An 11,998-nucleotide genomic window follows, 5' to 3' on the forward strand; every position below is an offset into this window, starting at 1 on the left:
AGTACTCAATGCCTACCTCAGTTGCGAACACCACGTATACCCGTCCAGCTCCACCACAGATCGGCATAACGCCCACCGGCCGCGAGCAGTTCGTCATGCGAACCGGACTCCACGACCACGCCCTTGTCGAGCACCAGGACCCGATCGGCCCGTTCGGCCTGGGTGAGCCGGTGCGCGACCACCAGCGTCGTACGCCCAGAAGTCGCCGCGTCCGCCGCGTCCTCCAGCACACGCGCGCCCGCACTGCCCGCCTCGGCCGTGGCCTCGTCGAGCACCGCGACCATCGGATCAGCCAGCACGAGCCTGGCCAAGGCCAACTGCTGTGCCTGCGCGGCGGTCAGTTCGTGTGCGCCCTCACCGACCTGGGTCGCGGGGCCGTCGGGCAACGCGTTCACCCAACCGGTCGCGCCCACGACATCGAGCGCGGCAAGGACCTCGTCATCGGAGGCGTCGTCACGGGCGAGCCGGACGTCGTCGAGCAGCGTCCCGTCGAAGACGTGCACTTCCTGGCTGAGCAGGGCGATGTGCCGCCGGACGCGGGCCTCGCCGATGTCGGCGAGGTCGAAGCCGCCGAGCTTCACCACACCGCTCACCGGTTCCAGCACACCCGCCGCGATCCCCGCGAGCGTCGTCTTCCCGGCGCCGCTGGCGCCCACCAGCGCGACCCGTTCGCCCGGTTCCAGCCGCAACGACACGTCGTGCAGCACAGCCGGCCCGTCGTAGTGGTGGGTGATCCCGTGCACCTCCAGGCTCGCGGCGGCCGGTTCACGCGGGTTGTCCGGGTCCGCGGGCGGATCGAGGGACGCGACACCGGCGAGACGTGCCATGCTCGCGCCCGCGGACTGGATCTCGTCGAACTCCATGATCAGGAACCCGACGGGGTTGAACAGCCGGTGGAAGTACAACGCCGCCGCGGTCACCGCGCCGACGGTCGCCATGTCCCCGCGTACCAACAGGAACCCGACAACGAGCACAGCCGTGAGACCGACGAACTCCGCGCGGTTGTTGCGCGAGGCGAACCTCGTGAACAGGCGGAACACGTCCATCGACAGGTTCATCGCCGACGCCGACCGGTCGGTGAGGCGGTCGATGTGCGCGTCCTCCAGCCGGTGTGCCCGAACGGTCGCCTTGCCGCGCAACGAACTCGCCAGCGCCTGGGTGCGTTCGCCGATCGCGATGCGTTCCTTGGCGTAGTACGGGCCGGAACGCGGCAGGTACCACCGCAGGGCGATCACGTACATGGGCGCGGCGACCAATCCGGCGAGACCGAGTCGCCAGTCCAGCGCGAACAGCCCGGCGCCGGTCAGCGCGATCGTGAAGACGGCCTGCACCAGATCCGGCACGGTCTGCGTGATCGCCCTGGTCACCGCGGACACGTCGTCACCGGCCCTGGCCAGCAGATCACCGATGCCGACCTTCTCCAACGCGCTCGAGGGCAGGTGCAACGCGCGGTCGAGCACCCGCTCCCGGATGCGCGCGAGGACAGTCTCACCAACGCGCGCAACCAGTGTCGTGCCGATACCGACCAGCACCCCCGCGACCAGCGCGGCGCCGACGAGCACAGCGACGATGCCGACGATCCGCCCGGCCCCGGCGCCCGCGGTCACGTCGTCGACGAGCACACCGATCATCCACGGCGCGATGAGTCCCGCGCCGCTGGCCGCCAGCATCACCAGCAGCGCGACCGTCGAGAGCTTGCGCTGGCGCAGCAGTTCCGCGCGCAGCAGCGCCCAGGTCTGTTTGGGTGTCGAGACAGGCAGCAGGTCGCTCAACGCAGCACCGCCTTGCGGTAGGTCTCGTCGGTGTCGACGAGTTCCGCGTGCGTGCCCACAGAGGACACCTGGCCCGCGTCGAGCACGATCACCCGGTCCGCCTTCCCCAGCAGGGCAGGGCTGCTCGTCACGACGAGCGTGCTCTGCCCGGTCCGCTTCGCGGTGAGTCGTTCCGCGATCAGTTCCTCGGTCACCGCGTCCACCGCGGTCGTCGGGTCGTGCAGCACGAGCACGGGTGGCGCCGCGAGCAACGCCCGCGCCAGCCCGATCCGTTGCCGCTGCCCGCCGGACAGCGAACTGCCCCGGTCGGTGACGGTGTGGTCGAGACCGGCCGGGTGGACGTCGACGACGTCCTCCGCCGCGGCCGCCGCGACAGCGGCCGACACCTCGTCGTCGCTCGTCCGCGCACCGCCGGAGATGTTCTCCCGCAACGAGCCCTCGAACAACGCGATGTCGTGCTGCTCGACCAGTACCACGCGCCGCCGTTCATCGATGTCCAGGTCCGCCGACGGGATCCCGTTGACCAGCACCGCGCCTTCGTGCTCCGGCACCTGGCCCGCCAGCACGGCAAGCAAGGCGTCGGCGTCACGTTGGTCGTACGCGACGAGGCCGACCATTTCGTGTGGCGCCACCGCCATGTCCACCGACCGCAACGTCCGGTACGACACCCCTTGCAGCGTCAGCGAAACCTCGGCGGAGTCGACGGACCGCGTGCCGTGCTCCACGAGCGGCTCCGCGTCCAGCACCGTGGTCAGCCTGGCCGCCGAAGCACGGGAAGTCGCCAGCAGCTGACCGCAGAAACCCAGTGTCCGCAACGGCTCGGCGATGAACTGGGCCAGACCCATCACAGTCACCAGCTCACCGACAGTCAGACGGCCCGACAACGCGAACCACCCCGCGAACCCCGCCACCGCCGCCAGGAACAGGCCGCTCGCCGCAGCCGTGACCCCTTGGTAGAGCCCGGTTGTCGTCGCCGCACGCAGGCTCGCCCGCAACGCGCCCTCGCTGGATGCGCGGTAGCGCGACGCGGCGGTGTGCTGCGCGCCGATCCCCCGCAAGGTGCGCAACCCGCTCACCAGGTCCGTGGCCAACGCCGTCGTTCGTGCCGCGGCTTCCTGCTGCGCGGCACTGTGCCGAGTCAGCAACGGCGCGACGCGTGTCGTGACAAGCACCAGCAACGGCACACCGACCAACACGCCAAGGCCAAGCGGCACGTCGATCGTGAGCAGCGCGACGGACGACACGGCGAGCGCGGTGAGCGCGGCGATGCCCATGGCCACCCCCCGGATGACCAGCGCCGCGCGTTCGGCGTCCGAGGACGCGATCGACAACAGCTCACCCGAACGCATCCCCGTGCGCTCGCCGCGTGGGTCCAGCACCCGTTTGGCCACTTGCACGCGCAGGTGGTGCATCTCGCGCTCGAACGCGAGCACGGCTTGGCGCGAGCCAAGCCTGTACGCGAACGCGAGCACGGTGAACAACACGGCAAGCCCGGCCACCGACCAGGCCAACGCGCCCCAGTCCCCGGTGGCCACGGCCCGGTCGATCACCAGACCGATGGCCACCGGGACGGCGGCTTCCGCTGCCTGGTGTGTCGCCAGCAAGAGCACACCGACCAGCAGACGGCCCCAATGCCGCCGTACAGCCCCTGCGAGCAGCCCCCTCCGCATAGGGCTCAGCCAGCCAGCTTCGTGAGCACCTTGTCGAACACCGTCACGAGTTCGAGCCCGGTGCCGAGCGACGCCGCACCACTCAGGACGGGGAACACCCGGCCTGCCTTGACCGCGGGCAGTTGCTTCCACAGTGCGTTGCCGGTCAGCGGCGCGTTCTCCGGCGCCTCGGCCGTACCGTCGATGGTCGACGGCACCAGCAGGACGTCGCTCTGCGCGAGCACCCCGATCTGCTCCATCGAGAACTCCTTCGTCGGGTCGGGCTGCGACTTCGACGGCTCGGCCAGCCGGGCACCGCAGTCGACGAGGACCTTGGTGTCGGTCCACTTCTCGCCGAGCGTCCAGAACGTGGTGTCCGTGGCGGACTGCGCGTACGTGAAGGTGTACCTGCCGAGCACGGCGGCGTGCTTGGTCTTGATCTCCTGCGTGCGCCTGGTGTACTCGGCCAGCAGCTTGTCGGCCTCGTCCTTGCGGCCGAGGATGTCGCCGACCCGGGTGGTCACCTCGGTCAGGCTGAGCTTCTGGAAGCTGACGACCACGGTCGGCGCGATCCCGGTCAGCTGCTTGTACAGCGCCTCGTCGGTGTCGATCGTGCGCAGGATCAGGTCGGGGTCGGTGCCCGCGATCTTCTCCGGGTCCGGCTTGGTGAAGTCGCCGACGACCGGGACCTTGCCCAGCTTGGGCGCGTACAGCGGACCGGACTTGTCGTACCCGCCGCCGCTGGCGCCGACCGGGATCAGTCCGAGGTCCGCGACGACGAACGCGCCGAAGAAGTCCGCGCACGCCACCTTCTGCGCCTTGCCCGGCACCTTGACCGAGCCCTTGTCGGTCTGCACCTCACGCTCAGCGGGCGGCGCGGCGGACGTCGGGGCGTTGCTGCCGCTGCCGCTGTCGCCGCTGTTGCCACACGCGCCTAAGACGGTGAGGGCCGCGATTCCGCCGCCTGCGGCGAGGAAACCGCGCCTGCTCACTGGTGTTCGTCTCACTGGGGCCTCTTTCCGGGATTTCATTTCGGCGGTGCAGGCAGTACGGGACTGGTGGAACCGTTCCGCTCGGCCGGGGCGGTGCTGTGGTGGCGGCCGATCGGGACAACCAGGGGTGTGCCGGACACCGGGTCGGGCACGACGCGGTTGGTCAGCTGGAACACCTCGGAGACCAGCTCCTGGGTGATCACTTCCGCGGGGTCGCCGTGCGAGACCACTTCGCCGTCCTTCATGGCGATCAGGTGGTCGCCGTAGCGGCAGGCCAGGTTCAGGTCGTGCAGGACCACCGCGATCGTCGTGCCCTGCGCGTGGTTGAGGTCCGTGAGCAGGTCGAGGACTTCGACCTGGTGGGTGACGTCCAGGTACGTGGTCGGTTCGTCGAGCAGCAGGACGCCGGTGTTCTGGGCGAGTGCCATGGCGATCCAGACGCGCTGGCGCTGGCCGCCGGACAGCTCGTCCACCGGCCGCTCCGCGAGCTCCAGCGTGCCGGTCGCGCGCATCGCCCCGGCGACGATCTCGTCGTCCTTCGGGCTCCAGCGCTGGAACCAGCCGTGGTGCGGGTGCCTGCCGCGGCCGACGAGGTCGGTCACGGTGATGCCTTCCGGCGCGATCGGGTGCTGCGGCAGGATGCCCAGCTTCACGGCCACTTGCCGCGTCGGCATGCGGTGGATGTCCTGGCCGTCCAGCAGGACTGCGCCCGCGCTGGGGGACAACAGGCGCGCCATGCCGCGCAGCAGCGTCGACTTGCCGCACGCGTTCGGGCCGACGATCATCGTGATCCTGCCGTCGGGGATCACCGCGGACAGGTCGTCGACGACCCGACGGCCGTCGTAGCCGAGTGTGATCCCGGTCGCCTCGAGTTTCATCCGGCCCGCCCTGATCTCGTTGCCATCAGCCACAACAGATACGGCGCGCCGAGCACACCGGTCACCACACCGACGGGCAGCACGGTGCCGCCCAGCAGGTGCTGCGCTATGAGGTCCGAACCGAGCAGCACGACCGCGCCGACGAGCGCGGACGGCACGAGCGCGGAACTGTGCCCGTGGACCAGCCTGCGTGCGATCGGCCCGGACACGAACGCGACGAACGCGACCGGCCCGGCGGCGGCCGTGGCCGCCGCGGCGAGCGCCACACCGCACAGCATCAGGCTCAGCCGTCGTTGCTCCACCGACACACCCAGGCCTTTGGCGACGTCGTCGCCGAACTGCAACGCCTTGAGCGACTTCGACAGGACCAGCACCAGCGGCGCCACCACGGCCAGGATGACCGCGATCGGTGTGACGTCGATCCACGTACGCGCGGTCAGGCTGCCGGTGAGCCAGATCAGTGCTTGTTGCGCGTCTTTCACGTCGGCGCGCGTGATCATGTACGACACGACGCTCGACAGCACGGCCGCGACGCCGATCCCGATCAGGACGAGGCGGTAGCCGGACACGCCACGCCGCCACGCGAGGACGTAGATCAGGATCGCGGTGGCCAGTGCGCCGGCGAACGCGCCACCGGACACCGCGACGCCCGTCAGACCGAACCCGAGGATGCACACCACCGCCGCGGCGCTCGCGCCCATGGTGATGCCGATGACGTCCGGGCTGGCCAGCGGATTGCGCACCATGCTCTGGAACATGCCGCCGGACAGGCCGAACGCCAGGCCCGCGAGCACCCCAGTCAACGCGCGCGGCAGGCGTACCTCGTTGACGATGTAGGCCGCGCGGCGTGGCGCGTCACCGAACAGCGCACCGAGCACGTTCCCCGGCGACACGAAGACGCTGCCCAGCGCCAGCGCGGCGATGAACAAGGCCGCGAGGACCAGGACGAGGATGATGGTCACCAGGCGTACGCGGTTGAGGCCGCGCGTCCGCACGGCCGCGACTGTCCTGGCATCCTGGATAGCGGTCACAGCTCGGCCAGCTTCCGCCTGCGGACCAGTGCGATGAAGATCGGGGCGCCGATCACCGCGGTCACCACGCCGACCTGGACCTCCCCCGGGCTGGTGATGATCCGGCCGACGATGTCCGACCCCAGCAGCAGCGACGGCGCGAGCACCATCGAGAACGGCAGGATCCAGCGGTAGTCCGGTCCGGTGATCATCCGGGCGGCGTGCGGCACGGCCAGCCCGATGAACGCGATCGGCCCCGCCAGGGCCGTCGCCGTCCCGCACAGCAGGACAACCCCGAGCGCGGCGAACGCCTGCCCGGCTTTGACGTTGACGCCCAGCGACTGGGCGACGTCGTCACCGAGCGACAACGCGTTGAGCAGCCGACCGCAGATGAGCGCGAGCACCGCGCCGACAGCGAGGAACGGCAGCGCCCGCGCGACGACGCCCAGGTCGCGCCCGGCCAGGGAGCCGACCTGCCAGAACCGGAACCGGTCGAACGCCTCGGTGTCCGTCAGCAGGATCGCCGTGGTCAACGACGCCAGCGCGGCACTCGTCGCCGCGCCGGACAGGGCCAGCTTGACGGGCGTCGCGCCGTCTCGTCCCATGGCGCCGATGCGGTAGACCAGGATCGCGGCGGCCGCGGCGCCGACGAACCCGAACCACACGTAGCCGGTGACGCTCACGACACCGAAGACGCTGATGCCGCACACCACGAACAGCGCCGCGCCCGCGTTCACACCGAGGATCCCAGGGTCAGCCAGCGGGTTGCGCGCCAGTCCCTGCATCACCGCGCCGGAGAGGCCGAGAGCGGCACCCGCGAGCAAGCCGATGACTGTGCGGGGCAGCCGCATGTCACGCACGATGATGTGCTGGTTGTTCGTCGGGTCGAAGTTGAAGAGCGCGTCGTACGCCGCGCGGGCGGGTACGGAAACCGATCCGACGGTGAAGCTCAGGACTGTCAGCACGACCAGCACCGCTACGGCTGCGAGCAGCCCGAAGGCAAGTACCGGTCGGTTGACCGCCACCTGTGGGTTCTCGGGCATTCGCTCGTTCCTCGGGGTGCTGCAGCCAGCAGAGGCTAACCTAATAGATCCAAGTTAGGTTAGGCTAACCGCTAGAACGGCCGATGGGAGGGGACCTCAGGCGATGACCGGATCACTGGATGGCGCGACGGCGACCGGAGTGCGGAAACCACGGCAGCAGCCTATGTTCGTCACCGTCACGGCGGTCCGCCGCCTGTCGGAACGAATGGCGCGGATCACACTGACCGGCGACGAGATCGCCGAGTTCGACTACGCGGGCCCGGACCACCTCGCCAGGGTGTTCTTCCCGGTGTGCGAGGATTTTCGGCTGCCGGTGACCGAGCAGTGGTGGCCGGAACTGCAGGCCATGCCCGTGGAGCGGCGACCGGTCATGCGCAACTACACCGTCCGCCGGATGGACCACGCCCGCGGTGAGATGGACATCGACTTCGTCCTGCACGGCGACAGCGGCCCGGCGTCGGCATGGGCGTGCGCGGCCAAGCCGGGCGACCGGATCGGCGTGCTCAGCGACGGCGCCGAGTACAGGCCCGGCGACGCGGACTGGCAGCTGCTGATCGGCGACGAGACCGCCATCCCCGCGATCACGGGGATGCTCGAGACCCTACGGACACCGGCGCACACCTTCTTCGAGGTGGCCGACGAACTGGACGTGATCGACGTCGCGTCCCCCGCGACCTGGCTGTACCGCTCGGGCACACGCGGCGCCAAGGTGCTGGAAGCGTTGCGCGGCATGGCGTTCCCCGAAGGCAAGCCCTACGTCTGGGTGGCCGGTGAGTCGACGCTGGCGACCTCGGTCCGGCGGTACTTGGTGAACGAGCGGTCGATCGACAAGAAGCAGATCTACTTCTGCGGGTACTGGCGCGCGGATCGCCCCGCGTACGACTGAGTTTCCCTGCTCCCCCGGAGAGCGACAAATGAACACAGCTCGGTGGGTTCCGCTTGCCCTGATCGCGACAACGGTCCTCGCCGGAGTCGGCTACGCGTGGGATCTGGCAGGTCAGGGGTACTCGTACGCGTATTACAGCGCGGCGGCCAAGACCATGGGCAGCGGCTTCCAGCAGTTCCTTTTCGGCACGTACGACCCGGTGGGTGTGCTGACGATCGACAAGCCCCCGCTGGGCGTCTGGCCCCAGGTGGTGTCGGTCTGGATCTTCGGCCTGCACGGGTGGGCGGTGCTCCTGCCGCAGGTGATCGCCGGTGTGGCGGCCGTGCCACTGCTGGCTTTCACCGTGCGGCGGTTCAGCGGGTCGTTGAAAACCGGGTTGCTGGCCGCGGTGATCCTCGCCGTGACCCCGGTGACCATGGTGATCACGCGGGACAACGCACCCGACCCGTGGCTGGTGTTGTGCCTTGTCGCCGCGGCCTACGCGTTGTCGCGTGCGTTGACCGGTCAGGCTGAGACCCGATGGCTTGTGCTGGCCGCCGCGCTGCTCGGGTGTGGGTTCCTGGTCAAGATGGGCCAGGCACTGCTCGTCGCGCCCGCGTTCCTGGCCGCCTACCTGGTGGCCAGTTCGCTGGCCTGGGGCAAGCGGTTGCTCAACGGCGCCATCGCCGTGGTGACTGTGGTGGTCGCTTCGCTCTGGTGGGTGCTCCTGGTCGACCTGTGGCCGGGCAGGAAGCCGTTCATCGGTGGGTCTCTCGACAGCTCGGCGTGGGACCTGACCGTGGGGTACAACGGTTTCGGCCGGATCTCGGGGCAAAGCGCGGCGGCGGGCAACGAAGCGAACCCGTTCTACAGCACACCGGGGATTCTGCGCCTGTTCAGCGATTCGCTCGCCGGACAGGCGGCGTGGCTGCTGCCGTTGGCGCTGCTCGGCCTGGTGATCTTCTTCGTCCGGCCGAAGGCACCCCGGTTGGTTGTCGCGGGGTGGGTGCTGTTCGGCGGTTGGCTCGTGCTGGCCGGGCTTGTCCTCAGCTTCATGACCGGCGTGTGGTTGCCTTACTACACAAGCATGTTGGTACCTGCCATTGCCGCGGTGTCGGCGTTCACGCTCGCGATGCTGTGGCGTTACCACCTGGCGGGCAACCGATGGCTGCTGCCGTTGGTCATCGCGGTCAGTGCCGCGTGGGTGTTCCTGGTGATCCAGCGGGATCCGGGGTGGCACGGGTGGTTGCGCATCCCAGTTGTCGCATTGGCGGTCTTGGGCATTGTCGCGTTGGTGGCCGGACGCTTCGGCTCAGGCCTTGCGTTGGGCTTGGCGGCCTTGCTGATCACGCCGCTCACGTGGTCCGCACTGGCCGTGTCGGGCTACTGGGTCGGCTGGGCGACGAACCCCACCGCCGGTCCGGTGTCCGCCCAAACGGTGTTCCTGCCACCAGAGGAACGCGCGGAGTACGCGGAGTACTTCGCGGGCCGCAAGTCCGCGGAGATCAAGGCTAAAACCGGGTCCCTCTCGGAGGAACAGTCCGCCGTGCTCAAGCTGGCCCAGGCGTCCACAACGGACATCCAGCTCGCCGCGGAGGGCGGGGCGTTGCAGGTGGCGCCGTACATCATCCACACAGACCTGCGCGTGGTGGCCATGGGCGGCTTCACCACCGACGACCCGGCGCCCTCGGTCGACCAGCTCGCCGGGTGGGTGAAGGACAAGCGGGTCAAGTATGTGCTGACCGACAGCGAGAAACGCGCCCGCTCGGACTGGGTCGAGGCCCACTGCCGTCTGGTCCCGCCCGCCGACTACTTCCCCGAGGCCGAGCAGAAACTCTACGACTGCGCATGACGACATCCCGCCGGGGCGGTCCGATCGGACCGCCCCGGGGCGATTCGACTACTCCGGCTCAATGGCATGAATCAGGGTGATGGATTCCGCCGGGCTCATCGCACGCCTGGCGAGGTCACCGAGCAGTCGTTTGATCCTGCCGGTCTGCCTTGGATCTGGACTTCCCGCAAGCCGACCATCGAATCGGCGAACACATTGTCCGGCTCGTCAGTGTCGTCGAACGACAGCAGGCACACCGAACTGTTCAACCCCAGAGCTTGTGGCATGCCTTTGACACCGGCAACCAGGATGCTGCGGCCCGTTGCTTCCGCTTCGGTCTGTGGTGCGCTGAGCAAGCGAGTTCACGGGACCTGCGCGCCGCGACACTCGCCGACATGGCACGCCAATCGATTTACCTGCGCCGACTAGATGAAGCCTTGTCGCTGACCGAGCGCCAAGCAACCGGCCCCGGCGACCGCCGGGGATCATCTGGGAGCATGTGGACTCCGGGAAGATCTCGGCGATCCCACCACTTGCTTTACTTGCAGCCAAGCGCTTGGCGCGGCTCGGTAGGTGTGACACCGAGTAAGTGGTTGCGCCGGGGCGATCGTGTGGGATCGACGTAGTCCGGTGGGGTGAACCAGGCGATTCCGTCGACGAGCTGAACCGACCACTCACTGCGGTGGATGAGTCGGTGATGCTGTCCGCAGAGGAGAACCAGGTTGCCGAGGGCGGTCGGCCCACCTCGTAGCCAGGACTTGATGTGGTGCGAATGGCAGACGCTGGCGGGCCTGTCACAAGAGGGGAAGGTGCAGCCGCGATCGCGGAGCACAAGTCCACGCCGAATGTGAGCAGGAACAACGTAAGCAGGGACGGCAACATCCAGAGGTTGGGACGCACCGCCCATGACCACGGGCAGAACATGGGCGTCGCACGCGATTCGGCGGGCCTCGCCCGCCGTCAGCCTGGTTCCGGGCAGCACCTGGTTGTCGGCTGACCGCATCAGTTCGTCCATGGACACGGTGAAGGCGACTTCGGTCTTGTAACCGTTGTGCGCAGGCGAATCCGGGCAGTTCGCCGCCTTCTGCAACACGTCGGCGAACGCATCTCCACCTCGTTCCGCACAGCCACGCGTCTCACTGGACTCGCGCTTCTCGAATGGCGCCAGCAGGGCTTCGAACAACGCAGCGGTCTCCGCGTCGAGCCGTCCCTTGAACTCCATTCTGCCGTCGCGGAACACGTGCCGCCGCAACTCCCGCTCGGGCCGCTGAGACTCCTCGTCGTGGGGTGGCGTCCCGTCCGGGTCGATGATGTCACGGACCCAGCGTTCGCCATAGCGCGCCAAGGCGTTCGGGTCGTCTTCTTCGGCGCGCTCGACCATCAACTTCTCAGCCAGCGTGATCTTCTCCGGCTCCAGGTGCTCAAGACTCGCGACGAACTTCCGGATCACCTCGACCTGTCCGACGCCAACCTCCCCTGCGGCCAGCCGATCAGCCGTCAACGGCAGAACTGCTTCGATGACGGACCCGGTCGGGGTCTTCACGTCGTGCAGCGCGGCTGCGTGCGCCAGCCGTTGGTTGGCTTCGGCACGAGTAATGTTCAACGTGTGCAGGAGAAGAGCGGCGGTGCTGCTGTACCCCAACTCGTACGCGGCACCCCGGGAATCGAGTTCCGACAACAGCCGCAGGTGTTCGGAGTAGGCCAGGCGCAACCGCTCCTCGGACGCGGTCAGCTGGGCGACGAGTCCCCGATTGCCGACCTGCCAGAGAGGTGCTGGAAGTTGAGCCATGCCTCCAAGATACTTCGACGGAACATGAAAGTCCTTGGGAGTTTTAGCGTTCACCGGATCGTGTTCGGCAAGTGCCGACAGAAACCCTTGGTAGTCAAGGGCACGACGACGTTCAGAAGTCGTCGCGCCCCGGCAACCCGGGTACGGAACCTGGCGGGTGAACTGCCTT

General features: G+C 68.6%; 9 protein-coding genes. 2 read left to right on the forward strand and 7 right to left on the reverse strand.

The window, feature by feature from the left end; translation table 11 throughout:
• Positions 1 to 17 precede the first annotated feature (17 nt).
• Genes ALI144C_RS41175 through ALI144C_RS41200 form a run of 6 tightly spaced genes read right to left on the reverse strand, consistent with a single transcriptional unit; the run spans position 18 to position 7,344 of the window.
• Positions 18 to 1,772 (reverse strand): ABC transporter ATP-binding protein, encoded by a 1,755-nt coding sequence (locus ALI144C_RS41175; protein WP_076992618.1) that lies wholly within the window; start codon positions 1,770 to 1,772, stop codon positions 18 to 20.
• Positions 1,769 to 3,442: an ABC transporter ATP-binding protein gene (locus ALI144C_RS41180; RefSeq protein ID WP_076992619.1), complete on the reverse strand. Its 1,674-nt coding sequence runs from the start codon at positions 3,440 to 3,442 to the stop codon at positions 1,769 to 1,771. The genes ALI144C_RS41175 and ALI144C_RS41180 overlap by 4 nt, the downstream gene beginning before the upstream one ends.
• A 5-nt stretch (positions 3,443 to 3,447) precedes the next feature.
• Complete coding sequence (locus ALI144C_RS41185; protein ID WP_168211482.1) at positions 3,448 to 4,428, reverse strand: ABC transporter substrate-binding protein; 981 nt, start codon at positions 4,426 to 4,428, stop codon at positions 3,448 to 3,450.
• A 20-nt stretch (positions 4,429 to 4,448) separates the two neighbouring features.
• On the reverse strand, positions 4,449 to 5,291 hold the full coding sequence (locus ALI144C_RS41190; protein ID WP_076992621.1) for an ABC transporter ATP-binding protein: 843 nt from the start codon (positions 5,289 to 5,291) through the stop codon (positions 4,449 to 4,451).
• On the reverse strand, positions 5,288 to 6,322 hold the full coding sequence (locus ALI144C_RS41195; protein ID WP_083753827.1) for a FecCD family ABC transporter permease: 1,035 nt from the start codon (positions 6,320 to 6,322) through the stop codon (positions 5,288 to 5,290). The genes ALI144C_RS41190 and ALI144C_RS41195 overlap by 4 nt, the downstream gene beginning before the upstream one ends.
• A complete protein-coding gene (locus ALI144C_RS41200) occupies positions 6,319 to 7,344 on the reverse strand; it encodes a FecCD family ABC transporter permease (RefSeq protein ID WP_083753828.1) in 1,026 nt (341 codons plus the stop codon). The genes ALI144C_RS41195 and ALI144C_RS41200 overlap by 4 nt, the downstream gene beginning before the upstream one ends.
• A 103-nt stretch (positions 7,345 to 7,447) precedes the next feature.
• Here ALI144C_RS41200 and ALI144C_RS41205 point away from each other — a divergent pair, with 103 nt between their 5' ends.
• Together ALI144C_RS41205 and ALI144C_RS41210 are read left to right on the forward strand one after the other, a co-directional pair.
• Positions 7,448 to 8,230 (forward strand): siderophore-interacting protein, encoded by a 783-nt coding sequence (locus tag ALI144C_RS41205; RefSeq protein WP_083753829.1) that lies wholly within the window; start codon positions 7,448 to 7,450, stop codon positions 8,228 to 8,230.
• A 28-nt stretch (positions 8,231 to 8,258) separates the two neighbouring features.
• The gene (locus ALI144C_RS41210) at positions 8,259 to 10,061 is read left to right on the forward strand and encodes an ArnT family glycosyltransferase (RefSeq protein ID WP_083753830.1); all 1,803 of its coding nucleotides are present in this window, start codon (positions 8,259 to 8,261) and stop codon (positions 10,059 to 10,061) included.
• Positions 10,062 to 10,578: 517 nt separating this feature from the next.
• Here the strand turns inward: ALI144C_RS41210 and ALI144C_RS41220 are convergent.
• Entirely contained in the window at positions 10,579 to 11,829 is a 1,251-nt protein-coding gene (locus tag ALI144C_RS41220) for an HNH endonuclease signature motif containing protein (RefSeq protein ID WP_076992626.1), read from the reverse strand.
• Positions 11,830 to 11,998: the final 169 nt, after the last annotated feature.

The sequence above is a fragment of the Actinosynnema sp. ALI-1.44 genome (assembly GCF_001984155.1).
Lineage (GTDB): Bacteria > Actinomycetota > Actinomycetes > Mycobacteriales > Pseudonocardiaceae > Kibdelosporangium.

What these genes read in the sequence shown, in the direction of transcription:
- ALI144C_RS41180 (WP_076992619.1), bottom strand. Translation starts at nt 3,442, where the DNA reads ATGCGGAGGGGGCTGCTCGCAGGGGCTGTACGGCGGCATTGGGGCCGT.
- ALI144C_RS41190 (WP_076992621.1), bottom strand. Translation starts at nt 5,291, where the DNA reads ATGAAACTCGAGGCGACCGGGATCACACTCGGCTACGACGGCCGTCGG.
- ALI144C_RS41200 (WP_083753828.1), bottom strand. Translation starts at nt 7,344, where the DNA reads ATGCCCGAGAACCCACAGGTGGCGGTCAACCGACCGGTACTTGCCTTC.
- ALI144C_RS41205 (WP_083753829.1), top strand. Translation starts at nt 7,448, where the DNA reads ATGACCGGATCACTGGATGGCGCGACGGCGACCGGAGTGCGGAAACCA.
- ALI144C_RS41210 (WP_083753830.1), top strand. Translation starts at nt 8,259, where the DNA reads ATGAACACAGCTCGGTGGGTTCCGCTTGCCCTGATCGCGACAACGGTC.
- ALI144C_RS41220 (WP_076992626.1), bottom strand. Translation starts at nt 11,829, where the DNA reads ATGGCTCAACTTCCAGCACCTCTCTGGCAGGTCGGCAATCGGGGACTC.